This is a genomic window from Fulvimonas yonginensis (genome assembly GCF_037137055.1).
Taxonomy (GTDB): domain Bacteria; phylum Pseudomonadota; class Gammaproteobacteria; order Xanthomonadales; family Rhodanobacteraceae; genus Frateuria_A; species Frateuria_A yonginensis.
The window spans coordinates 347,945-370,013 of record NZ_JBBBNY010000001.1; the positions used below are offsets into that span (position 1 = coordinate 347,945).

Annotated in this window: 19 protein-coding genes; 10 read left to right on the plus strand and 9 right to left on the minus strand. The window is 71.7% G+C overall.

From position 1 onward, the window contains the following. Position 1: 1 nt before the first annotated feature. From gspD to WAT24_RS01575, 3 genes are all read left to right on the plus strand, one after another. A complete protein-coding gene (gene gspD, locus WAT24_RS01565; RefSeq protein ID WP_336806049.1) occupies positions 2-2,614 on the plus strand; it encodes a type II secretion system secretin GspD in 2,613 nt (870 codons plus the stop codon). Between the two features lie 138 nt (positions 2,615-2,752). Then, a complete protein-coding gene (hrpB, locus tag WAT24_RS01570) occupies positions 2,753-5,302 on the plus strand; it encodes an ATP-dependent helicase HrpB (protein WP_336806050.1) in 2,550 nt (849 codons plus the stop codon). Between the two features lie 87 nt (positions 5,303-5,389). Next, a complete protein-coding gene (locus tag WAT24_RS01575) occupies positions 5,390-6,091 on the plus strand; it encodes an ArsR/SmtB family transcription factor (RefSeq protein ID WP_336806051.1) in 702 nt (233 codons plus the stop codon). Positions 6,092-6,103: 12 nt separating this feature from the next. Here WAT24_RS01575 and WAT24_RS01580 read toward each other — a convergent pair whose 3' ends face one another. The 4 genes from WAT24_RS01580 to WAT24_RS01595 form a co-directional block, all read right to left on the minus strand. Continuing rightward, positions 6,104-7,087, minus strand: a complete 984-nt coding sequence (locus WAT24_RS01580; RefSeq protein ID WP_336806052.1) for an alpha/beta fold hydrolase — start codon at positions 7,085-7,087, stop codon at positions 6,104-6,106. A 128-nt stretch (positions 7,088-7,215) separates the two neighbouring features. After that, positions 7,216-9,069 carry a M1 family metallopeptidase gene (locus WAT24_RS01585; protein ID WP_336806053.1) on the minus strand — a complete coding sequence of 618 codons (1,854 nt, stop codon included), beginning with the start codon at positions 9,067-9,069 and terminating at the stop codon, positions 7,216-7,218. A gap of 430 nt (positions 9,070-9,499) precedes the next feature. After that, the gene (gene acpA / locus WAT24_RS01590) at positions 9,500-11,197 is read right to left on the minus strand and encodes an acid phosphatase (RefSeq protein WP_336806054.1); all 1,698 of its coding nucleotides are present in this window, start codon (positions 11,195-11,197) and stop codon (positions 9,500-9,502) included. A gap of 56 nt (positions 11,198-11,253) precedes the next feature. Beyond that, entirely contained in the window at positions 11,254-11,751 is a 498-nt protein-coding gene (locus tag WAT24_RS01595; RefSeq protein WP_336806055.1) for an Lrp/AsnC family transcriptional regulator, read from the minus strand. Positions 11,752-11,866: 115 nt separating this feature from the next. Here WAT24_RS01595 and WAT24_RS01600 point away from each other — a divergent pair, with 115 nt between their 5' ends. The 3 genes from WAT24_RS01600 to WAT24_RS01610 are packed head-to-tail and all read left to right on the plus strand — an operon-like array spanning position 11,867 to position 13,786. Continuing rightward, positions 11,867-12,790 (plus strand): DMT family transporter, encoded by a 924-nt coding sequence (locus WAT24_RS01600; protein ID WP_336806056.1) that lies wholly within the window; start codon positions 11,867-11,869, stop codon positions 12,788-12,790. 10 nt (positions 12,791-12,800) lie between these two features. Next, complete coding sequence (locus WAT24_RS01605) at positions 12,801-13,088, plus strand: cupin domain-containing protein (protein ID WP_336806057.1); 288 nt, start codon at positions 12,801-12,803, stop codon at positions 13,086-13,088. An 11-nt stretch (positions 13,089-13,099) separates the two neighbouring features. After that, on the plus strand, positions 13,100-13,786 hold the full coding sequence (locus WAT24_RS01610; protein ID WP_336806058.1) for a glutathione S-transferase family protein: 687 nt from the start codon (positions 13,100-13,102) through the stop codon (positions 13,784-13,786). Here WAT24_RS01610 and WAT24_RS01615 read toward each other — a convergent pair. The 4 genes from WAT24_RS01615 to WAT24_RS01630 all read right to left on the minus strand — a co-directional run bounded on the left by WAT24_RS01615 (position 13,783) and on the right by WAT24_RS01630 (position 16,065). Beyond that, on the minus strand, positions 13,783-14,430 hold the full coding sequence (locus WAT24_RS01615) for a TMEM175 family protein (protein ID WP_336806059.1): 648 nt from the start codon (positions 14,428-14,430) through the stop codon (positions 13,783-13,785). The two genes, WAT24_RS01610 and WAT24_RS01615, sit on opposite strands and share 4 nt — an antisense overlap. Before the next feature lies 1 nt (position 14,431). Then, positions 14,432-15,187, minus strand: coding sequence for a bifunctional demethylmenaquinone methyltransferase/2-methoxy-6-polyprenyl-1,4-benzoquinol methylase UbiE (ubiE, locus tag WAT24_RS01620; protein WP_336806060.1), 756 nt, complete (start codon positions 15,185-15,187; stop codon positions 14,432-14,434). Positions 15,188-15,265: 78 nt separating this feature from the next. After that, on the minus strand, positions 15,266-15,856 hold the full coding sequence (locus WAT24_RS01625) for a GNAT family N-acetyltransferase (RefSeq protein WP_425605205.1): 591 nt from the start codon (positions 15,854-15,856) through the stop codon (positions 15,266-15,268). Between the two features lie 2 nt (positions 15,857-15,858). Continuing rightward, positions 15,859-16,065: a YdcH family protein gene (locus WAT24_RS01630; RefSeq protein WP_336806368.1), complete on the minus strand. Its 207-nt coding sequence runs from the start codon at positions 16,063-16,065 to the stop codon at positions 15,859-15,861. A gap of 69 nt (positions 16,066-16,134) precedes the next feature. Between WAT24_RS01630 and ttcA the strand changes: the two genes are divergently transcribed. The 4 genes from ttcA (at position 16,135) to WAT24_RS01650 (ending at position 20,338) form a co-directional block, all read left to right on the plus strand. After that, complete coding sequence (gene ttcA, locus WAT24_RS01635) at positions 16,135-17,028, plus strand: tRNA 2-thiocytidine(32) synthetase TtcA (protein WP_425605206.1); 894 nt, start codon at positions 16,135-16,137, stop codon at positions 17,026-17,028. 40 nt (positions 17,029-17,068) lie between these two features. Beyond that, positions 17,069-18,268, plus strand: a complete 1,200-nt coding sequence (locus tag WAT24_RS01640) for an amino acid aminotransferase (RefSeq protein WP_336806062.1) — start codon at positions 17,069-17,071, stop codon at positions 18,266-18,268. 121 nt (positions 18,269-18,389) lie between these two features. After that, a complete protein-coding gene (locus tag WAT24_RS01645) occupies positions 18,390-19,307 on the plus strand; it encodes a recombination-associated protein RdgC (RefSeq protein ID WP_336806063.1) in 918 nt (305 codons plus the stop codon). 260 nt (positions 19,308-19,567) lie between these two features. Beyond that, positions 19,568-20,338, plus strand: coding sequence for a M48 family metallopeptidase (locus tag WAT24_RS01650; protein ID WP_336806064.1), 771 nt, complete (start codon positions 19,568-19,570; stop codon positions 20,336-20,338). A gap of 275 nt (positions 20,339-20,613) precedes the next feature. Here the strand turns inward: WAT24_RS01650 and WAT24_RS01655 are convergent, their stop codons facing one another. Next, positions 20,614-21,999, minus strand: a complete 1,386-nt coding sequence (locus WAT24_RS01655; RefSeq protein WP_336806065.1) for a M20/M25/M40 family metallo-hydrolase — start codon at positions 21,997-21,999, stop codon at positions 20,614-20,616. Positions 22,000-22,069: the final 70 nt, after the last annotated feature.

Genomic DNA, 22,069 nt, shown 5'->3' on the forward strand with positions numbered 1-22,069 from the left:
CATGCACCCCCATACCCTGCACCGCCTGATCCGGGTCGGCGCCGTCGCGCTGGCGGTATGGCTGGCCGGCTGCTCCAGCACGCCGCCGCGCGACGACTACACGCTGCAGCGCGAGGCCGTGGCCGGTACCGAGAAGCCGGCGCCGGCGCCGCTGCCGCTCAACAGCAACGTGGCCGCCGGCGAGCAGACCAGCCCGCAGCCGCAGATCAGCAGCGGCAGCGGCCAGTTCATCCATCCGCAGCCGCTGGCCCGGCCGCGCCCGCCGGCGCACGGCGAGAACGCGGTGACCTTCAACTTCGAGAACCAGCCGGTGCAGGCGGTGGTCAAGGCGATCCTGGGCGATTTCCTCAAGAAGAACTACACCATCGTGCCCGGCGTGCAGGGCAACATCTCCTTCTCCACCTCCGAGCCGATCGACGCCAGCCAGGCGCTGCCGGTGCTGGAGACGCTACTGTCCTGGACCGGCAACGCGCTGGTGCGCCAGGGCGACAGCTACGTGGTGCTGCCGGCCAAGCAGGCGGTCGGCGGCAGCCTGGTGCCCAGCCTGGGCGCGGTGGCGCCGCAGGGCGGCATGCAGGCGCGGCTGTTCCCGCTGCACTACATCTCTGCCGCGCAGATGCAGAAGCTGATCAAGCCGTTCGCGCGGCCGGACTCGATCCTGCTGGTCGACCCCACCCGCAACCTGCTGGTGCTCTCCGGCACGCCGCAGGAGCTGGACAACTACGCGCGCACCGTGCGCACCTTCGACGTGGACTGGCTCAAGGGCATGTCGGTGGGCGTGTTTAGCCTGCAGCGGGCCAACGTCGGCGATCTGATGCCCAAGCTCGACGCCATGTTCGGCAAGAACGGCGACACGCCGCTGGCCGGCATGCTTCGCTTCATCCCGATCGAACGCACCAACGCGCTGGTGGTGATCAGCACGCAACCCGATTACCTCGACGAGGTCGGCGACTGGATCGCGCGCATCGATCGCGGCGGCGGCAACGAGCCGCAGCTGTACGTCTACGACGTGCGCAACATCAAGGCCTCGGACCTGGCGCGCTATCTGGCGCAGATCTACGCCAATGCACCGGCAGGCGGCACCGGCGGCGGCCAGGTCGGCCCGGGCTTGAGTTCCGGCACGCTGGGCAACGCCGACAACACCAACGGTACCGGCATGGGCAGCACCACGGGCAGCTTCGGCAACAGCGGAGGCATGGACCAGGGCACCGGCCTCAAGGGCGCCGGCGATACCGGCAGCACCGGTGGACTGGGCGGCCTGACCGGCAACGGTTACGGTAATGGCGGCGCCGGTGGGCTGGGCGGGGCCGGCGGCGGCTTCGGCAACAACGGCGGCCTGGCCAACGCCACCAGCGCGGCCAACGACCAGCAGTACACCTCCCCCGACGGCTCGATCCGGATCGGTTCGGTCGACGCCAACAACCAGCTGCTGGTGCGCGCGCGGCCGTCGCAGTGGTCGGAAATCGAAGCGGCGATCAAGCGCCTGGACGCGGTGCCGCTGCAGGTGCAGATCGAGACGCGCATCCTCGAAGTGCAGCTCACCGGCGCCTTCCAGTTCGGCGTGCAGTGGTACCTCGAAGGGCTGGTCGGCGGCGCGCCCAACAGCAGCGGCGGGATCACGCCGGGGCAGCCCGGCAACCAGCAGCAGTGGGCGCTGGGCAAGGGCGGCATGACCTACAACCCGACCGGCGACTCGTTCTTCTATTCGTTTCTCAACAACAACCTGCAGGTCGCGCTGCACGCACAGGAAACCAACGGCAACATCAAGACGCTCTCGGCGCCGTCGCTGGTGGTGATGAACAACCAGGTGGCGCACATCCAGGCCGGTGATCAGATCCCGGTCAACCAGACCTTCTTCACTACCGGCTTGGGCACGGTCGACAGCTCGGGCAACCCGACCACTATCGGCCAAGTGCAGTACATCAATACCGGCGTGATCCTGGACGTGCAGCCGCGGATCAATCCGGGTGGCCTTGTCTACCTCAATATCAAGCAGCAGGTGAGCGTGCCAGGCGAAAAGGACGCGAACGGCAACTACCGCATCCAGCAGCGCGAGATCGCTACCCAGGTCGGCGTGCAGAGCGGTCAGACCGTGCTACTCGGCGGCCTGATCCGCCAGGACGAGGGCAACACCGACACCGGCGTCCCCGGGCTCAACCGCATCCCGCTGGTCGGCCGGCTGTTCGGCTCTACGGACCGCCATCGCAACCGCTCCGAGCTGATCGTGCTGATCACCCCGCGCGTGATCAGCTCCAGCGACGACGCCAAGCGCATCACCGACGAGTACCAGTCCAAGTTCGAATCGCTGGCGCCGCTGCGCGCCGAGCGCGCGAAGGAGCCGCCGCCGGCCACCTCGCCCGCCGACGTGCCGCTGCCCACGCCGCCGTCCTCGCCCGAGCAGCTGCAACTGCAGGCGGAAGACGCGCTCCGGCAGACCGACTACGTCGCCGCGCAGCGGCTGGCGCTGGAGTCCTGGCGCGCCGGGCCGCAGCACGGCGAACTGTGCGCGCGCAACTGGCAGACCATCGCCAGCGTACGTACCCACCTGGGCGACACCGAGGGGGTGGCGACCGCGCGCAAGTGGGTGCGGCAATGCATGGCGGGCGGCAAATAGCCGAACGCCCGCCGCTGTAGGAACGAGCTCGCTGGCGATGTCCTTGCCTGGACACCGCAAGACGAAGCGCATCGCGAGCAGGCTCGCTCCCGTGAAACGGCGCAAGCCGTGCGGGACGTCCCGCTATCATCCGCACGGATGACGCATGCCGCTCCCGCCTTCCCGATCGCCCCGCTGCTTCCCGAGCTGCGCGCCTCGCTCGATGCCCATCCGCGCCTGGTCCTGGAGGCTCCGCCCGGCGCCGGCAAGACCACCCAGGTGCCGCCGGCCCTGCTCGACGCACCCTGGCTGGCCGGACGGCGTGTCGTCATGCTGGAGCCGCGGCGCATCGCGGCGCGCGCCGCGGCGCAGTTCATGGCCGCGCAGCGCGGCGAGGAGGTCGGGCGGACGGTCGGCTACCGCATCCGTTTCGAGGCCAAGACGAGCGCGGCCACCCGCATCGAGGTGGTCACCGAGGGCATCCTCACGCGGCTGATCCAGGACGATCCCGAACTCGCCGGCATCGGCGCGATCCTGTTCGACGAATTCCACGAGCGGCACCTGGCCGGCGACCTCGGCCTCGCGCTCGCGCTGGACGTGCAGGCCACGCTGCGCCCCGACCTGCGCCTGCTGGTGATGTCGGCCACGCTCGACGGCGAGCGCATCGCCCGCTGGCTGGATGCCCCGCGCCTGTCCAGTCCCGGCCGCAGCCACCCTGTGCGCATCGAGCACCCGCCGCTGCGCAGCCAGGAGACGCCCGAGCACCACCTCGCGCGCGTCACCCGCCAGGCGCTGGAGGAGAACGAGGGCGACGTGCTGGTGTTCCTGCCCGGTCGCCGCGAGATCGCGCGCGCACAGGCGCTGCTCGAAAAGGCGCTCGTCCCTGCGTTTGCGCAGGCCGAGATCGTGCCGCTGCACGGCGAGCTTTCGCTCGCCGAACAGCAGGCCGCGCTCGCGCCGGCCGACCCCGGCACGCGCCGCGTGGTGCTGGCCACCAACGTCGCCGAATCCAGCGTCACGCTGCCGGGCATCCGCGCGGTGGTCGACACCGGCCTGGCGCGCGAACCGCGCTTCGACCCCAACACCGGGTTTTCCCGGCTGGAGACCGTGGCCATCTCGCAGGCCTCGGCCGATCAGCGGGCCGGCCGCGCCGGCCGCGTCGCCGCGGGCACCGCCTACCGGCTGTGGCCGCAGAGCCGGCGGCTGGAGGCGGCGCGCACGCCGGAGATCGCCCAGGCCGAACTCTCCGGGCTGGCGCTGGAGCTGGCCGCGTGGGGCGTGGCCCCGGGCGGTGACGCCGGCCTGCGCTGGCTCGATCCGCCGCCGCGGGGGGCGCTCGCGCAGGCGCGCGAACTGCTCGCGGCGCTGGGCGCGCTCGACGGCGACGGCCGCATCACTGCATTGGGCCGACGCATGCTCGAACTGGGCGCCACGCCGCGCCTGGCGGCCGCGGCCCTGCGCGCGCCGGTAGAGCTGCGACCGCTCGCCGCCGACCTGCTCGCGCTGGTCGAGGCGCGCTCGCCGCTGCGCGGGGAACAGGCGCGCAGCGACGATTTCCGCCTGCGGGTGGACGCGCTGCACGCCTGGCGCGATCGGCGCAGCGCCGGCCCGGGCGGACCACGTGGCCTGGGTGCGCCTGTCTTCGACGCCAGCGCGATGGCGGCCATCGAGCAGGCGGCGAAAGGCTGGCGGCGGCGCCTGGAGGCGTCCACCGCGGCGAGCGGCGTACCCGACAGCCATGCCGTCGGCGACCTGCTGCTGCACGCCTGGCCCGACCGCATCGCCCGCCAGGACGAATCGCAGCCGCGCCGCTACACCCTGGCCAACGGCCGCGGCGCGGTACTGCACGAGGCCACCGCATTGCTCGGCGAACCCTGGCTGGTGGTGCTGGACCTGCGCCTGGAGGCGCGCGACAGCCTGATCCTCGCCGCTGCGCCGTTCGACCCGCGCCGGCTGGAGACGGACTTCCCGCAGCACTTCCTGGGCGGGCGGACGCTGCGCTGGAACGAGGCGCGCGGCGCGGTGGAGGCGTTCGAGGAACAGCGCTTCGGCGCCATCGTGCTGGAACGGCGCAGCGTGCCGGTGGACCCGCAGGACGCACAGCCGGCGCTGCTCGCCGCGATCCGCAGCCGCGGCCTGGATACCTTGCCGTGGAGCGAGGGCACGCGCCGCCTGCGCACGCGCATGCAGGCGCTGGCCGGGTGGATGCCGGAGCTCGGCCTCCCCGATGTCTCGGAGGCGATGCTGCTGGCCACCCTGGAGCACTGGCTCGGTCCCTACCTCGAAGGCAAGCGCAGACTCGACGCGCTGGGGGCCGATGAACTGTCGCAGGCGCTCGCCGCGCTGCTGGATCACGAGCAACGCCGCCAGCTGGACCGGCACGCGCCGGACGCCATGGTCGTCCCCAGCGGCCAGCCGCGCCGCCTGGAGTATGCGCCCGGCGAGCCACCGGTGCTTGCGGTGAAGCTGCAGGAGCTGTTCGGTCTGGCCGACACGCCGCGCGTGGCCGCCGGCCGCGTGCCGGTCACCCTGCATCTGCTCTCGCCGGCGGGCCGGCCGATCCAGGTCACGCAGGATCTGAAGGGCTTCTGGGAGCGCACCTATCCGGAAGTGAAGAAGGAACTGAAGGGGCGCTACCCGCGCCACCCCTGGCCGGACGACCCGTGGTCGGCCACGCCCACCCACCGCGCCAAGCCCCGCGGTACCTGATCGCCGTAGCCTGCGCTCCTACCCCTGCCTGCGCCGTTTCGGCCGGGCGCGAAACGTGCGTGTCCCGCACCGGGCTAGACTCGGCGCATGACCCCCACCTCGCTCACGCCCCACCAGCTCGCCGAGATCGGTGCGTTGCTTGCCGAGCCGGCCCGTGCGGCGATGCTGCTCGTGCTGGTCGACGGTACGGCGCGGCCGGCCGGCGAGCTGGCACAGGCGGCGGGCGTGGGGGCGCCGACCGCCAGCGCGCATCTGAAGCGGCTGCTCGATGGCGGCCTGCTGACGGTGCACGTGCAGGGGCGGCATCGCTACTACCGCCTGGCGGGCGACGAGGTGGCGGACTGGCTCGAGGCGCTCGCGCTGCCGCGCCGGCCCGCCGCGCTGCCGCTGCCCACGGGCGACCTGGCGCTGCGCCGCGCGCGCACCTGCTACCGGCATCTGGCCGGCCAGCTCGGCGTGGCGCTGTGCGCGGGGCTGCTCGAACGCGGCCATCTGACGACGGCCAGCGACGGCCTGGCGTTGAACCGCGCCGGCGCCGAGGCGCTGGTCCATGCCGGCCTCGACGCGGACGCGGCGGCGCGTCTGCCCAGCCTGCGCGGCCGCAGCTGCCTGGACTGGACCGAGCGCCGCCTGCACGTGGGCGGGCCGCTCGGCGTGGCGCTCACCGGCGCCATGCTCGATGCCGGCTGGCTGCGTCCCGCCGCCCGTGGACGGGCGCTGCTGCCCAGCGCCGAAGGCCTGCGCCGGCTCGCCGCGCTCGGCGTGCGGCTGCCTGATCCAGCGGGCTAGGCGGGCGCCGGCTCAGCGGCCCAGCACGAATCCGGTCAGCACCTGCGCGGTGGCCTCGGGCCGCTCCATCATCGGCATGTGGCCGCAGCCGGTGAGCTGGCTGGAGCCGATCGAGGCGGCGCGGGTCAGGCCGTTGCGCAGGCTGTCCAGCGCGGAAGGGTCGACCATGCGGTCGTCGCGGCACCACAGGCCGAGCACGGGCATGGTCAGCCGGCCCAGGTCCTGCTGCAGCGAGAGGCGGTTCTGCGGCTGGCGCAGCGCGGCCAGGGTGCGCTCGATGAAGGCGCGGTCGTGCCGGTTGCGGCTGATGAACACGTCCTCGATGCGCGCGGGCAGCGACGGCGGCTGCAGGAACGCCAGCTTCAGCGCGGCCCGGAAGGCGGCGTGGTCGGCGTAGAGGAACGGATCCCTGCCGGCCTGCACCTCGCGGTCCAGCGCGCTGGGCTCGGCCTTCAGGCCGTAGGCGTCCAGCAGCGCGAGCCCGGCCACGCCGTCCGGATGGCCGGCCGCGTAGACGCCGGCGATGGCGCCGCCCATCGAGTGCCCCACCAGCACGAAACGCTGCACGCCGAGCGCGGCGAGGAAGGACTGCAGGCGCTGCGCCTGCGCCGCGACGCCGTAGTCGGCATCGGCCACGCGCGAGGATTCGCCCCAGCCGGGCAGGTCCGGGATCACCACGTGGAACTGCGGGGTCAGTTGCGCGGCCAGCGGCAGCCACACGCTCTTGTCCACGCCGAAGCCGTGCAGCAGCACCAGCGTCGGCCCCTGGCCGCCTTCGTAGTAGCTCCAGGTGGTGTCGCCCACGCGCAGGGCGTGCTTCTCCACGTGCGCGCTCATCGCCTGGCGCAGCACGTAGGCGCGCAGCAGCCACTGCGGCGCGAACAGGTAGCTGCCGCCCAGCACCACCACCAGCAGCGCCACCAGGATGCCGAGGAACTTCAGGCGGCGCAGCAGCAGGCGCTGCCAGAGGGGGTGGGTGTCGGGGGTCTGGTTCATCGACGGATTCCGGTTCGGCGGGTCGCGGGATGGCTCGCGTGCGCGCCGCGGTGGAAAGGGCACTGCCGCGGCCGGTGGCAGAACGGGTGCAAAGGCAGGCCGGCCAGGTGGCCGACCTGCCGCAGGGGTTACTTTCCCTTGGCCGCCTTGGCCAGGATCGACTCGATCGCACCCTGGGTCATCGGGTGGTAGCCGTCCTTCGCCTGGGCGTAGGCCGCCTTGGCGTAGGCCAGGCCCTCCGGCGTGGCGGCGAAGGCCTTGTACACCGGCAGGGTCAGGTACATGCGGCCGATCCGCGTCATGTGCTCACGGGCCGCCTCCCACACCGCCTGGTCGCCGGCGGCGATGGCGTGGCTGTACCAGCGCATGCCGATCTCGGCGTTGGGCGTGCCGGTGAGGTGCCAGACGGCGTCCAGCTGCTTCATCTTCGACAGCGGCGGCACGTCGGGCAGGCGGTCGAGGAAGTACATCCACTCCTGCGTGTTCCAGCCCTTGGCGTCGAGCTGGCCGGCATCCAGCGTGCCGGCGAGGAATGCCGCGCGCTCCCTGTCGATCGCATCGAAGCGCGGCGAGGTGGGCAGCGGTGCGTCCTTCGGGATGCCGGGCTGGTACACCCAGGCCTGCACCTCGCTCCAGTCCATCACGCCCGGATGTGCGTCGAACAGGTTGGTCTTGAGATCGGCCAGCATCTGCTCGGTGGTGATCGAGGTGAACGCGTGGCGGTGGAAATAGCCCTTCAGCCAGCCGTCGAAGGTGGCGCGGCCGAAGCGCTGCTCCAGCGTGCGCAGGAACCACGAGCCCTTGTCGTAGGCCACGTCCGAGAGCGCGTCGTCGGCGCCGATGCCGCGCGGCTCCGGCGCCAGGCGCTGGGCGTTGGCCGGCATCCCGCCGATCGACTTCTGCAGCGCGCGCGCCGACAGCAGCGCTTCCTCGTCGGCCAGCGCCTTGCCGTAGACGGCCTCGGTGATGCGACCCTGCACGTAGGTGGTGAAGCCCTCGTTGAGCCAGATGTCGCGCCAGGCGGCGGCGGTCACCAGGTTGCCCGACCAGGAGTGCGCCAGCTCGTGCGAGACCAGCGAGACCAGGCTCTTGTCGCCGACCAGCACGGTCGGCGTGGCGAAGGTCATGTTGGGGTTTTCCATGCCGCCGAACGGAAAGGAGGGCGGCAGCACCAGGATGTCGTAGCGGCCCCAGGCGTAGGGGCCGTAGAGCGTCTCGGTGGCCTCGATCAGCTTCCCGGTGTCCTCGAACTCGTGCGCCGCCTTGCCGACCACCGAAGGCTCGGCATAGACCGCCGAGCGCGGGCCGGTTTCCTTCACCGCGATGTCGCCGGCGGCGATCGCCAGCAGGTAGGAGGGGATCGGGTGCGGCTGGTCGAAGCGGAAGTCGCCGTCGAGCGGGTGCTTGGCATCGTTGATCGCGCTCATCACCACGCGCACGTCCTTCGGCGCGGTCACGTGCGCGGTGTAGGTAAAGCGGATCGCGGGCGAATCCTGCAGCGGTACCCACGAGCGGGCATGGATGGATTCGGACTGCGAGAACATGAAGGGCAGCTTCTTGTCCGCGGTCTGCGCGGGCGTGAGCCACTGCAGGCCCGAGGCGGTCGGCACCGTCGCGTAGGCGATGCGCACCTTGGCCGGGTGCTTCGGCGTCTGGATGGTGAGCTTGCTGCCCAGCTCCTTGTCGCGCGGCGCCAGCGCGAACTTCAGCGCGGTCGCGCGGCCGGCGGCGTCGAGCCCTTCCACCCTGGCGATCTTGAGGTCGCGCGTGTCCAGCACCAGCGCCGCGGCCTTCGGGTTCTTCCAGTCCAGCGTCAGCGTGGCGGTGCCGTCCAGCTGCCTGCGGGGGAAATCGACCGCCAGGTCGAGATCCAGATGGGTCACGCGCACCTGCTCGGGCTGGGCGTAGGAATGCGGGTCGGCGGCGAGGACGGACAGCGGCAGCAGGAACGCGCCGAGGGCGAGGACGGGAAGTGCACGCATGCGGATGGTTCTCCGTGGGCGGAAGCGGCGAGTATGCCATCGGGGGTGGGCGGGGGGATCCGTGACGGATGGCCCTGCTCGTTGCGCGGATTGCGCTTCCGGGGCGGTGCCGGGCGCGCTCGGATCGGCGGGGCCGGGTCCTGTGCGGTCGGTGGTTTCCCCGCCGGGGGGCTGGGTGGCGCGATGTGCGCGCTGACGGGCGGTGGCGGTTCCGTGTCCGGGCGCCCCTCGGGTTTGCTGGTCCTCCGCGTGCTCGCTCCTACATGAGCAAGACGTCGCAGGCGTAGAGCACGATGGCGCACCGGCGAAGCGCCCGAACGAGTGCGGTCTCGGCAACCGGCGAACAGCGCCCGGCAGGCGTGCCCGACCGTGCGGGAGCGCGGTCGGATGATGCGACACAGAAGACGAGCGCGGCCAAGGTGCCCCGGCCTCAGGCGCCGGAAAAATCCAGCGCCGCCGTGAGGTCGCCCGGCGGCGGCCCGCCCGCGGCGCGCATGGCTTCCTCGCGCAGGGTCAGGCCCGGCAACTTGCGCAGACCGAAGCGGCGGGTGAGGAAGCGGGCGATCGAGCCGGTGTCGTAGGTCGTATGGTCGACGTGGCCTTTCTTCGCGTGCGGCGAGACGATGATCGCCGGCACGCGCGAGCCCGGCCCCCAGCGGTCGCCCTTTGGCGGCGCCACGTGGTCCCACCAGCCGCCGTTCTCGTCGACGGTGATGATCACCAGCAGGCCGGGCCACGCCGGCGATTTCTGCAGTGCCTCGACCACTGCCATGATGTGGCGGTCGCCGGCATCCACGTCGGAGTAGCCCGCGTGCATGTTGAGGTCGCCCTGCGGCTTGTAGAAGGCCACCGTGGGCAACCGGTCCTGCTCGACCGCGGCGAGGAAATGGTTGGTCGCCGCGGTCTCGCCGACGCCCGCGTCGCGCAGGTGCCTCGCGCGGGCGTCGGTGCCGGGTGCATAGGCGGCGAAGTAGTTGAACGGCTGGTGGTGCGGCTGGAAGTTGGGGCGCTGCGGGAACTCGCGCTGGTCGCCCTCGCCCTGACCTTCCAGCGCCGCCTGCCAGCCGCCCGCGTACCAGGCCCAGTCGATACCGGCCTCGCTGAGCAGGTCGCCGATCGTGGCGTGCTTCTGCGGGGGCAGGGTGTTGGGGCTGTCCGGGTCGGCGCGCGTGGGATCGCGCGGGTCCTGCGAGAAGCTGGGCGCGTAGGCGGGCGCCATCGTGTTGACCGCCCAGAAATCGGGCGTGAGCGAACTGGGCGCGGCGGTCTTGGGCCAGCCCTGCATGGCGCTCTTCGGGGAGTCGGGGGCGAGCTTGAGGCGGATGTCGGTGGCCTTGCCGCTGACCGTCTGGGCGATGTTGAAGCGCGCCGGGCTCACGTCCGCGTGCGGGTAGTAGGGCGGCTGCGCGGCGATCAGGTACTGGTGGTTGAGGAAGGAGCCGCCGAAGGCGCCCATGAAGAAGCGGTCGCACAGCGTGTACTGGCGGGCCAGTTGCCACAAGCGCAGGTTGGCGGCGTTGTCGCCGTAGTAGCCCATCACCAGCGCGCCGCTGTCGCCCCAGGCGACGAAGCCGTCGTTCCTGCCGCCGTTGATCTGCAGCTGGTTCTCGTAGAAGCGGTGCCACAGGTCGCGGGTGACCACGCCCTGCGGCAGCGGTTCGCCCTCGCCGGTGCGCAGCGCCCACGGCGCGTTGGGCAGGCCGGTAATGTCCTGCTCGCGCACCACGTACCTGCGATGGTTGACCACCTGCTCGTGCGGCGCCACGCCGTGCCAGACCGGCGGCAGCTGCTTGAGCACCGAGCCGTCGCGGTCGCGCTGAAGGTACCGCTCGGGTCTGAGCCCGCTGAGTGGTTCGGCCACGCCGGGGAAGTCGCCGAACAGGTTGTTGAAGCTGCGGTTCTCCGCATAGATCACCACCACGCGCTGGACGTGCTTGCGCAGCAGGGCGTCCAGCGCGGTCGCGGCCGGTGCCGGCGGCTCGGGTGCCGCGTGGACCGCGTCCGCGGTGGCACCGCCCAGCGCGAGGCCAGCGCCGGCGGCGGCCAGGCCGCCGAGCAGGCGGCGGCGTTGCGGATCGGCCGGCTGGTCGTCGGCCGGCAGGTCGGGCGGCAGGGGCTGGTCGGGCATCGGGAGTCTCCTGGGAGTACGCGCAGGCGTGCAGTATGCCGGCTCCGCCCTGCGATTCAGCCTTCCATCGCGTGCGCGGCCTGCCACATCGCGCGCGTCAGCGGGCGATTGGCGTGCGGCGTCTGCAGCACCACCAGCGTGGTGGTGCTCACGCTCGGGTGGATCTTGAGCAGCCGGTCCAGCACCGCCTCCAGGTGCGCCACCGACAACGCCACCACATGCAGCAGAGCCGAATCCTCACCGGCCAGGCGGCGGCATTCGAGCACCTCGGGCACGTCGGCCACCAACGCGCCGATGCGCGCGCAGACGCCGCCGTCGCAGCGCAGCCGGACCATCGCGTCGATGCTGAACCCCAACCGTTTCGGGTCGACGACCGCACGGTAGCCGGCGATCACGCCGGCCTCCTCCAGCCGCCGTATGCGCTCGGCCACCGCCGGCGCGGACAGGCCGACCTGCCGGCCCAGCTCGGCGTAGCCCTGGCGGGCGTCCTGCTGCAGGGCTTCCAGCAGCTGCCAGTCGCGGGTGTCCAGTTCGGGTTTCGAAACGTAAGCCATGGCGGGGGTGTCCCGGTTCGTTCGTCGGCGAAGCACCGCATTTTGACCCGATGCATCATTTCCCGCGCGTCCTGGTCGCCACTAGGATGCGCACTTCCCCGCGCCGGATACCCCCATGGACACCCCCCGTCTGGATGCGCGCACGCTGGCCTGTATCGGCGTCGCCTTGCTCACCTGGTCGTCGGCCTATGCGGCGATCGCCTATGCCCTGCCGGCCTTCACGCCGGGCGAGGTGGCCTTCGCGCGGCTGGCGATCGGCTCGCTCTGCTTCGCCCTGTGGCTGCTGGTCAAGCGCCCGGTGCTGCCGGCGCGGCGCGACTGGCTGCGGTTGGCGCCGCTGGGCGTGGTCGGCCTGACCGTCTACCACCTGGCGCTCAACTATGCCGAAACCCGCATCGCCAGCGGCACCGCGGCGATCCTGATCTCGCTGGTGCCCGCGGCGACCGCCGCACTTTCCGCGATCTGGCTGGGCGAGCGGCTGCCGCTGCGCACGCTGGCCGGGCTGGGCGTGGCGCTGGTCGGCGTGGTGATGGTGGTGCTGGCCAGTGGCAAGCAGGTGCGCTTCGAGCCGATGGCGGCGCTGGTGCTGGTGAGCGTGGTCGCCTCGGCGATCTACTTCGTGGGGCAGAAGCCGCTGTTCGCGCGCTCGAGCGTGTTCGGCGTCACCGCGTTCACCTTCTTCGCCGGCACGCTGGGCGCGCTGCCGTTCGCCACCCACCTGCCACAGGCGCTGGCGGCCGCGCCGTGGCCGCGCATCGGTGCGCTGGCGTGGCTGGGACTGGCACCGACCTTCGTCGGCTACATCGCCTGGAACGTGGCCATCCACCGCAGCTCGGCCTCTCAGGTATCCAGCTTCATCTACTTCTCGCCGCCCATCGCGGTGCTGATCGGCTGGGTCTGGCTGGGCGAGCGGCCGGGGCTGCTGACCCTGGTCGGCGGCGCGGTGACGGTGGGCGGCGTGATCCTGGCCAACGCGCGCGGTCGTGCGACACCGGTGCGCGCCGTGCGGATGGAGGCGAAGCCTTGTGAGCCCGGCTGAGCTGGAGGTCATGGACCTTCCCGCGCTGGCGCAGCGCTTGCCCGAGGCATGGCAATCGCGGCTGCTCGGCGAGCTCGGCCAGGCCAGGCTCAAGCTCGCCCGCATGGATGAGGCACCCTATCCGGCCGAAGTGCACGATCACACCGAGGCCTTGCTCGTGCTGGATGGCGAGCTGCGCCTGCGCGTCGGTGGCACGGTCCGGGCCGTGCGGGCGGGCGAGCTCTGCCTGGTGCCGGCGGGCCTCGCGCATGCGGTGGAAGCCGGCAGCAGCGGCACCCTGTTGATCATCGACACGTAAAGGGGCGACCCGTGTACGAGCTCTACATCGCCAACAAGAACTACTCGTCCTGGTCGCTGCGGCCGTGGCTGCTGATGGTCGAGCGCGGGATCGCGTTCCACGAGCGCCCGGTCGCCCTGCGCGACGGCTCCAGCTGGGAGGCGTTCCGCCGTTTCTCGCCGAGCGGCAAGGTGCCGTGCCTGCGCGACGGGGACACCGTGGTGTGGGAATCGCTGGCGATCGTCGAATACCTGGCCGAGCGCCATCCCGGCGTATGGCCGGACGAGGCGCGGGCTCGCGCCTGGGCGCGCTGCGTGGCGGCCGAGATGCACGCGGGGTTCACCACGCTGCGAAGCACCTGCCCGATGAACTGCGCCGTGCGTGTGCGCCTGCACGGCATCGACGCGCCGCTGCGGCGCGATCTGGACCGCCTGTCGGAACTGTGGAACGAAGGCCTCGCGTGCTTCGGTGGGCCGTTTCTGGCCGGGCCGGCCTTCGGTGCGGTGGATGCCTTCTTCGCGCCGGTCGCGTGGCGCATCCACAGCTACGGTCTGGCGCTGGACGAGGCGTCGCTGGCCTACGCCCAACGCCTGCGCGGGCTGCCCGGCATGCAGCGCTGGTACGCCGACGCACTGACCGAGACCGCGCGCCTGGCGGACAGCGAAGCGACCGCGCGTCGCGTGGGCACCGTGCTGGAGGACGGCCGCGCCACCGCCTAGGCGGCGGGGGCCGTGGCGGCCAGCCGGCGCAGCGCACGGCGCCGGCCGAGGCCGGCATACAGCCGCACCAGCAGCGGGATGGCGAGCAGCAGAAAATCGTTCCAGGCCGGCAGCCACCACGCCACGATCCAGGCGATGGCGGCCGCGGTGGGAAGGCCCAGCGAGCGCCAGCGCAATGCGGCGATGTCTTCCGGCGGCACCCCGGGGCGGACCAGGCCCGGCGCCAGCGCGCGCCGGAACAGCCAGTGCTGCAGCAGGCCGGCGACCAGCAGCGTGCCCGCGTAGAACAGCTCCGGCACGCGCGCCAGCGGGTTGGCGCTCATCAGCGCGGTGGCGAAAGGCATGAACGCGACCACCATCAGCAGCAGCATGTTGGGCCAGAGCAAGCGCTCGTGGTGGATGTCCAGCAGGCCGAACACGCGGTGATGCGCCATCCACAGCGCGCCGATGGTGAGGAAGCTGAGCGCGAAGCCCATGAAGCTCGGGGTCAGGGCGGCGAGCGCCTGCAGGTAGGCACCGTCGTCGCGCGTGTCCAGGTGCGGCACGTGCACCTCGATCACCAGCAGCGTGATGGCGATGGCGAACACCGCGTCGGAGAAGAAGGTCAGCCGTTCCAGCTGCGAGGTGGCCGCGCGCTTGCCCATATCAGAACTTGTAGCCCTTGTGGATCGCCACGACGCCGTTGGTGAGGTTGCGCACTTCCACCCGGTCGAAGCCGGCGCGTTCCATCATGCCCTTGAGCGTGCCCTGGTCGGGGTGCTTGCGGATCGACTCGGCCAGGTACCGGTAGCTGGCCGCGTCGCCGGCGAACAGCCGGCCCAGCCGCGGCAGCACCTTGAACGAGTGGAAGTCGTAGAGCTTGCCGAACAGCTCGCTCTGCACGCGCGAGAACTCCAGCACCAGCGCGCGGCCGCCCGGTTTCAGCACGCGGTAGATGTCGGCCAGCGCCTTGTCCTTGTCGGTGACGTTGCGCAGGCCGAAGGCCATGGTCACGGCATCGAACGCGTTGTCGGGGAAGGGCAGGCACTCGGCGTTCAGCTGTGCCCAGCGCAGGCCGGCCACCAGGCCGCGATCGGTCAGGCGGTCGCGCCCCACGCCCAGCATGGCGGCGTTGATGTCGCCGACCACCACCTCGCCCTCGTCGCCCACCACGGGCCTGAGCAGCGCTGCGATGTCGCCGGTGCCGCCGGCCAGGTCCAGCACGCGGTCGCCCCGGCGCACGCCGCTGATCGCCACGAAGTGGCGCTTCCACAGCCGGTGGATGCCGAACGACATCAGGTCGTTCATCAGGTCGTAGCTGCGCGCGACCGAGGTGAACACTTGGCCGACCAGCTTCTGCTTCTCGCCCACCGGCACGTCGCGGAAACCGAAGTGGGTGGTCTGGGGCTGCTGTTCGTTCATAAGTCGCCATGCTACAGGAAGCCCGACGGCTCGCTCGTTCGCCGCGCCGGCGGTGCCGTGTCGGGCGGCCATGAGGTCTCAGCCGGCCAGGCGGGCGAGCCGCAATTGCAGCCAGCGGTGCACGTCCGGCCACTCGCGGTCGAGGATCGAGTAGCACACGGTGTCGCGCAGGCTGCCGTCGGGCCGGCGCTTGTGGTTGCGCAGCACGCCTTCGCGCTGCGCGCCGAGGCGTTCGATGGCGCGCTGCGAGTCGAGGTTGCGCCCGTCGGTGTGGAATTCCACCGCGACGCAGCCGAGCGCCTCGAACGCATGCGCCAGTAGCAGCCGCTTGCAGGCGGTGTTGACGTGGCTCTTCTGCCAGCGGCGCGCATACCAGGTGTAGCCGATCGCCACCCGCGGCGGATCGCTCACGATGTCGTAATAGCGCGTGCTGCCGACCAGCTCGCCGGTGCGTTTCTCGCGGATCGCAAAGGGCAGCATGCGCCCCTCGGCCTGACTCTCCAGCGCGCGGGCGACATAGGCCTGCATCTGCCCCGGCGCGGGTACCGAGGTGAACCACAGGCGCCACAGCTCGCCGTCGGCCGCGGCGGCCTCCAGCGCGGGCACGTGCTCGGGGCGCAGCGGTTCGAGGGCGACGTGGGCGTCCTCCAGCAGGGTCGGTGCGGGCATCCTCAGGCGTCCAGGTCGGGGATCAGCTTGCTTTCCAGGCGCGCGATGGCGTCCTTGAGCAGCAGCTTGCGCTTCTTCAGGCGGGTCAGCTGCAGTTCGTCGCGCGCCGGGTGGTCGGCCATGTGCGCGATGGCCGCGTCCAGGTCGCGGTGTTCCTGGCGCAGCTCGGCCAGGCGGTGGGCGATCTGGCTGGGATCCTGGACCTGCATGGCGGGCACGGCGGCGACGGACAGGACGCCAGTGTAACGCCGCGGGGGCGCGCCGGCAGGCAGGGTACAATGTCGCGCATGTCCACCCCCGTTCTCCCCGACCCCCGCGCCGAGCGCAAGCGGGCCCACGAGGCCGCGCGGCTGGCCAAGCGGCTGCGCCACCAGGTCGGCCAGGCGATCGCCGACTACCAGATGATCGAGGACGGCGACCGGGTCATGGTGTGCCTGTCCGGCGGCAAGGACTCCTACACGCTGCTGGACATCCTGCTCTCGCTGCAGGCCAGGGCGCCGGTACGCTTCGAGCTGATCGCGGTGAACCTGGACCAGAAGCAGCCGGGCTTTCCCGGGCACGTGCTGCCGGAGTACCTCACCGCGCGCGGTGTGCCGTTCCACGTCGTCGAGCAGGACACCTACTCCACCGTGGTGCGCGTGGTGCCCGAGGGCAAGACCATGTGCAGCCTGTGCTCGCGCCTGCGCCGCGGCGCGCTGTACCGCTGGGCGGCGGAGAACGGCATCACCCGCATCGCGCTGGGCCACCACCGCGACGACATCCTGGCGACGTTCTTCCTCAACCTGTTCCACGGCGGCAGCCTCAAGGCGATGCCGCCGAAGCTGCGCTCGGACGACGGCCGCCACGTGGTGATCCGCCCGCTGGCCTACTGTCGCGAGAGCGACATCGCGACTTACGCCGAGCACCGCGCGTTCCCGATCATCCCGTGCAACCTGTGCGGCTCGCAGGAGAATCTGCAGCGCAAGGCGATCGGCCGTATGCTGGCCGAATGGGATGCCAGGCACCCGGGCCGCTGCGAGAGCATCTTCCGCGCACTGGGCAACGTCGCGCCGTCGCAGCTGATGGATCGCCACCTGTTCGACTTCGCCGCGCTCGGCGCGCGCGAGGGTGCGGCGCGCGCCGATGCGCACGGCTGGCTGGCCGGCGAGCCGGCCGCCGACGACGACGCCTAGCCGCCCATGTTCTTCCACCTTGCCGATAACGAGTCCTGTCGTGTCCCACTTCGCTTCCGTTGAAATGGCCCCGGGCGATCCGATCCTCGGACTGACCGAGGCGTACCTGGCCGATCCGCGCCCGCACAAGGTCAACCTGGGCGTGGGCATCTATGTCGACGAGCAGGGACGCATCCCGCTGCTCAAGGCGGTGCGCCAGGTCGAGCAGGCACTGGCGGCCGAAGGCAAGCCGCGCGGCTACCTGCCGATCGACGGCCTGCCGGCCTACGACGCGCTGACCCAGCAGCTGCTGTTCGGCGCCGATTCGCCGCTGCTGGCGGCCGGCCGCGTGGCCACCGCGCAGACCATCGGCGGCAGCGGCGCGCTGCGCGTGGGCGCGGACCTGCTGAAGAAGGTGCTGCCGCAGGCGCGCGTGGCGATCAGCAGCCCGAGCTGGGAGAACCACCGCGTGGTGTTCGGCCACGCCAGCTTCGAGGTGGTCGACTACCGTTACTACGACCCGGCCACGCACGGCCTGGACTTCGCCGGCATGCTGGAGGACCTCGGCCGGCTGGAGCCCGGCACCGTGGTGCTGCTGCACGCCTGCTGCCACAACCCGACCGGCGTCGACCTGGATGCGCAGCAGTGGCAACAGGTGGTGGAGCTGGTCAAGGCGCGCGACCTGCTGCCGTTCATCGACATCGCCTACCAAGGCTTCGACGAGGGCATCGACGCCGACGCCACCGCGATCCGGCTGTTCGCGGCCGCGGGCCTGCCGGCCTTCGTGGTCGCCAGTTCCTATTCGAAGTCGTTCTCGCTGTACGGCGAACGCGTGGGCGCGCTGTCGATGGTCGGCGCCGACCGCGACGAGGCCGCGCGGCTGCGCGCCAAGATGAAGCAGACCATCCGCGCCAACTACTCCAGCCCCGCCACGCACGGCGGCGCGCTGGTGGCGGGCGTGCTGGGCAGCGCGGAGCTGCGCGCGATGTGGGAGTCGGAACTGGCCGAGATGCGCGAGCGCATCCACGCCATGCGCGCCGGCCTGGTCGAGAAGCTCGCCGCGCACGGCGCGCCGCAGTTCGGCTTCATCCAGCAGCAGGCCGGCATGTTCTCCTACTCGGGCCTGTCGCGTGCGCAGGCGGATCGCCTGCGCGACGAGTACGGCATCTACGCGCTGTCCACCGGCCGCATCTGCGTGGCCGCGCTCAACCGCGGCAACCTCGAGACGGTGGCCGCGGCCGTGGCCGCGGTGAGCCGCTGATCTTCCACCGACACAACCCCGCCGTTCGTTCCGGGCGCAGAGCCAGCGACGAAGTCGAAGCACCTTCTCGACTGCGTCCTGCGCCCGGGGCGGACGGCTTACCGATGCCACCGGATCCCGCATGTTCTTCCGCAACCTCACGCTGTTCCGTTTTTCTCCCGCCGTCGCCGCCGACCTCGAACGCCTGGAGGAAGCCCTGGGCGGGCACCGCCTGCGCCCCTGCGGCCCGTTGGAGATGTTCACCAAGGGCTTCGTGCCGCCGATCGGCCGCGGCGAGGAGGCTGCGCTCACCCACGCGGTGAAGCACTGCACCTGGATCAGCGTCGGCGGCGAGGACAAGCTGCTGCCGGCCGCCGTGGTCAACGACGAGCTGCACCGGCGCGTGCAGAAGATCGCCGAGGAGGAAGGCCGCAAGGTCGGCGGTCGCGAGCGCAAGCGCATGAAGGAGGACCTGCTCAACGAGCTGCTGCCGCGCGCCTTCGTGCGCAGCTCGCGCATGTCCGCCTACGTCGACCGCCAGCACGGCTGGCTGGTGCTGGACACGGCCAGCCGCAAGTCGGCCGAGAACGCGCTGACGCAGATCCGCGAGGCGCTGGGCAGCTTCCCCGCCGTGCCGCTGGCGCCGGAAGAGGGGCCGCGCGTGCTGATGACCGACTGGCTCGCCAACGGCACGCTGCCGGCCGGGCTCACGCTGGGCGACGAGGTGGAACTGCGCGATCCGGGCAGCAACACCGGCGCGATCGCCCGCTGCCGCCGGCAGGACCTGGAGAGCGAGGAGATCAAGGAGCACCTGCGCAACGGCAAGCAGGTGTTCCAGCTCGGCCTGGTGTTCGACGATCGCCTGAGCTTCGTGCTCGGCGAGGACCTGGTGCTGCGCAAGCTCAAGCTGCTGGACGTGGTGCTGGACGAGCTGGCCGACAGCGCCCCGGACGCCGCCGCCGAGCTGGACGCCCGCTTCGCGCTGTTCACGCTGGAGCTGGAGCGCCTGCTGGGCAAGCTGGAGGAGTGGTTCGGGCTGCCGCGTCCCAAGGATGCCTGAGTGACGCCCGCTCCCCGCCGGGGAGCGGGCCGTGTGCGGGGCGTTCCGGCGGGCCGGCCACATCCGGCCTCGCACGCTTGTGCGCGAACCCGGCCCGTCATCCGCCGCCCGGGTCCCTCCCCTCCACACCGGGGAGAGGGAGCGGAGCCCGAAGCATCAACGCCACGTGAACGTCCGCCCGGAAGCGCCGCGGGACGCCCTCCGACCCTTTCCTCACACCCCCCGTTGCAAGGTTATGCTCTACCCACGGGCTTGGGACCATGGCAGCAGAACTTCAAGGCGATTGGCTGGAACTGGCGACGGCGAGCGGAAGCACCATCCGGGTGCTCAAGGCCGCCCATCCACGCGCACGGCGATTGCGGCTGACCGTCACGCCCAAGGGCGCGCGGGTGTCCTATCCGAACGGTACCCATCCCTCCCAGGTCAGCGCCTTCCTGCGCAGCCACGCCGACTGGCTGGAACGCAAGCTCGACGAGCTCAACCTGATCGTCAAGCCGCTGCCGCCGCTGCGCGTGGGCCACTCCACCGAGTTCCCGTTGCGGGGGGAGACGGTACGGCTGGACTGGGCGGAGGGCCCCTATCCGCGGGTGGAATCCTCCGACGGTGGCCTGACCCTGGTGATCCCCCGCCCGCATACCCGTGCCCTGCCGGTGGCGCGCGGCCTGCTTGCCTCGCACTTCGAGGCGCAGATGCGCCGCGACGTGTCGCGCTGGATGGCCAGCTACGTGCCGCAGCTGGGCCTGGCGCCGACCTCGCTGCGCATCCGCCCGATGAAGAGCCTGTGGGGCAGCCTGGACACCCGCGACCGCATCAACCTCGACCTCGCGCTGGCGCTGGCGCCGCCCGCCGCGCTGCGCTACGTGCTCGCGCACGAGCTGTGCCACCTCAAGGTGCGCAGCCACGCACCGCGCTTCTGGGCGCTGGTGGCCACGCTGTTCCCGAACTGGCGCGAGCAGCGCGACTGGCTGCGCGTCAACGGCGCCACGCTCAAGGCCGAGCTGGACCGGCTGGTCGCCGACGTCGCCGACTGAGCCCCGCAGTCGTAGCCGGCCAGGAGGGGTAGGAGCGAGCTTGCTCGCGATGCGTTTCCGGCCCGGCGGCGATTGGAGCAGGAGCATCGCGGGCAAGCCCGCTCCTACGGGCGGGGCCTCGCGCGGGTTGCGCGACGGGCCGGGCCCGAGTGCCGTGGCGGGCGTAGCCGGGCGCACCGTGGATCGCTGGCTGGAGCGAGCTCGCTGGCGTTGCCCTTCCGGCCGGGCGGCCATGGAGCAGGAGCATCGCCAGCAAGCTCGCTCCTGCGGACGGGTCAGGGGGACGGTGGGGCGGGTGGCGAGCGCTCGAAGCTGCCGGCCTCGCCCGGGAACACCACCGGGCTTTCGTAACCATCGGCGGAGACCGCGGAGACGCCGAAGAACCAGTCGTCGATCACCACGTCCTCCAGCACGGCGTGATCGGCGTCGCCGACCGCCCGCGCGTGCTGCCATTGCGGCGCCGTCGTATCGCGCCAGTGCACGCGGTAGCCGGCCGCGCCGGACACCTTGCGCCAGCGCACCGTGGTGTCGGTCGCCAGCGCCCCCTCGATCGCAACGCCAGCCGGCGGCGCGGGGGCGCGGCTCAGCGCGGCCATGGTGATGACGTCGAGGGCGGTGACGCGGGCCAGGTAGCGGAAGTCGATGCCGTCGATCGTGTCGCCGTAGCGGATCCCGCCCTCGGTGCGCAGGTCCTGGTGCTGGCGGGTGTAGTCCTCGTGTCCCTCGGTGACCCGCAGCGCGGGAAAGCCGGCCTGCAGGAACGGCACCTGGTCGCCGCCGCGGCCGTAGCGGTCGGTGCGGTAGACCATGCGCACGCGGAAGTCGGGCAGGTAAGCCTCGGCCAGGCGATCCATGTACCGGGCCAGGTTGCGCGAGGGCGAGTCCACCTCGCCTCCGTGGTAACGCCGGTAGGCGGCCTGCTCCAGGGTCTCGTTGCTCCGGGTGCCCTCGGAGAACACCCGCACCACCGTGTTGTCGCGAACGCCGTTCTGGCCTTGGCTGTTGCCGACGATGTCGTTGTTGAGGTCGGCCTCCACGCGCCAGCCGTGCGCCGCCGCGTAGTCGGCCAGCACCTTGCCGCCGTACAGGCCCTGCTCCTCGCCGGACAGCGCGGCGAACACCAGCGTGGCGCGGTTGTCCTGCCTGGACAGCAGGCGCGCGGCCTCGATCAGCGCCGCCACGCCCGAGGCGTCGTCGTTGGCGCCGGGGGCGTCATGGCTGGCATCCATCACGTCGCTGGCGCGCGAGTCCAGGTGGCCGGTGATGACGACCACGCGGTCGGGATCGCTGCTGCCACGCTTGATCGCCACCACGTCCGTGACCTCGGCCGGCTTGGTCATGCGTTTGCCGGTGAACACCTGCGACGGGGTGACCACCGTGAGGCAGCCGCCGCACTCGCGGCCGATCTGCTCGAACCGCGCCCGCACCCAACGCCGCGCGGCACCGATGCCGCGCTGCGCCGAGCGGGTGTCGGACAGCGTGTGGCGGGTGCCGAAGCCCACCAGTGCGGCGATCGTGGCGCGCAACTGCGCCTGGCTCGGTGCATCGGCCAGGGCGTGCAGTGCGGGCTGCTCGACCGGCTGGGCCGGCGGGTCGGCGGCACGGACGGTGCCCGCGGAAACGAGCAGGCCGAGGACGAGAAGGGACCGGGGGAGAGGCATGGGCGTGCTCCAGTTGCGCAAAAGCCTACCTTAGCGTCTCGCCGTGGCGCGGCACCGGCGAGGCGCCGGG

Bases quoted from the DNA above. Each gene is read 5' to 3' on its own strand.
- WAT24_RS01615 (WP_336806059.1), bottom strand. From the start codon at position 14,430: ATGGGCAAGCGCGCGGCCACCTCGCAGCTGGAACGGCTGACCTTCTTC.
- WAT24_RS01605 (WP_336806057.1), top strand. From the start codon at position 12,801: ATGGACCTTCCCGCGCTGGCGCAGCGCTTGCCCGAGGCATGGCAATCG.
- WAT24_RS01580 (WP_336806052.1), bottom strand. From the start codon at position 7,087: ATGAACCAGACCCCCGACACCCACCCCCTCTGGCAGCGCCTGCTGCTG.
- WAT24_RS01585 (WP_336806053.1), bottom strand. From the start codon at position 9,069: ATGCGTGCACTTCCCGTCCTCGCCCTCGGCGCGTTCCTGCTGCCGCTG.
- ubiE (WP_336806060.1), bottom strand. From the start codon at position 15,187: ATGAACGAACAGCAGCCCCAGACCACCCACTTCGGTTTCCGCGACGTG.
- WAT24_RS01625 (WP_425605205.1), bottom strand. From the start codon at position 15,856: ATGCCCGCACCGACCCTGCTGGAGGACGCCCACGTCGCCCTCGAACCG.
- WAT24_RS01650 (WP_336806064.1), top strand. From the start codon at position 19,568: ATGGCAGCAGAACTTCAAGGCGATTGGCTGGAACTGGCGACGGCGAGC.
- WAT24_RS01575 (WP_336806051.1), top strand. From the start codon at position 5,390: ATGACCCCCACCTCGCTCACGCCCCACCAGCTCGCCGAGATCGGTGCG.
- WAT24_RS01630 (WP_336806368.1), bottom strand. From the start codon at position 16,065: ATGCAGGTCCAGGATCCCAGCCAGATCGCCCACCGCCTGGCCGAGCTG.
- WAT24_RS01600 (WP_336806056.1), top strand. From the start codon at position 11,867: ATGGACACCCCCCGTCTGGATGCGCGCACGCTGGCCTGTATCGGCGTC.
- hrpB (WP_336806050.1), top strand. From the start codon at position 2,753: ATGACGCATGCCGCTCCCGCCTTCCCGATCGCCCCGCTGCTTCCCGAG.
- WAT24_RS01645 (WP_336806063.1), top strand. From the start codon at position 18,390: ATGTTCTTCCGCAACCTCACGCTGTTCCGTTTTTCTCCCGCCGTCGCC.
- gspD (WP_336806049.1), top strand. From the start codon at position 2: ATGCACCCCCATACCCTGCACCGCCTGATCCGGGTCGGCGCCGTCGCG.
- ttcA (WP_425605206.1), top strand. From the start codon at position 16,135: ATGTCGCGCATGTCCACCCCCGTTCTCCCCGACCCCCGCGCCGAGCGC.
- acpA (WP_336806054.1), bottom strand. From the start codon at position 11,197: ATGCCCGACCAGCCCCTGCCGCCCGACCTGCCGGCCGACGACCAGCCG.
- WAT24_RS01655 (WP_336806065.1), bottom strand. From the start codon at position 21,999: ATGCCTCTCCCCCGGTCCCTTCTCGTCCTCGGCCTGCTCGTTTCCGCG.
- WAT24_RS01595 (WP_336806055.1), bottom strand. From the start codon at position 11,751: ATGGCTTACGTTTCGAAACCCGAACTGGACACCCGCGACTGGCAGCTG.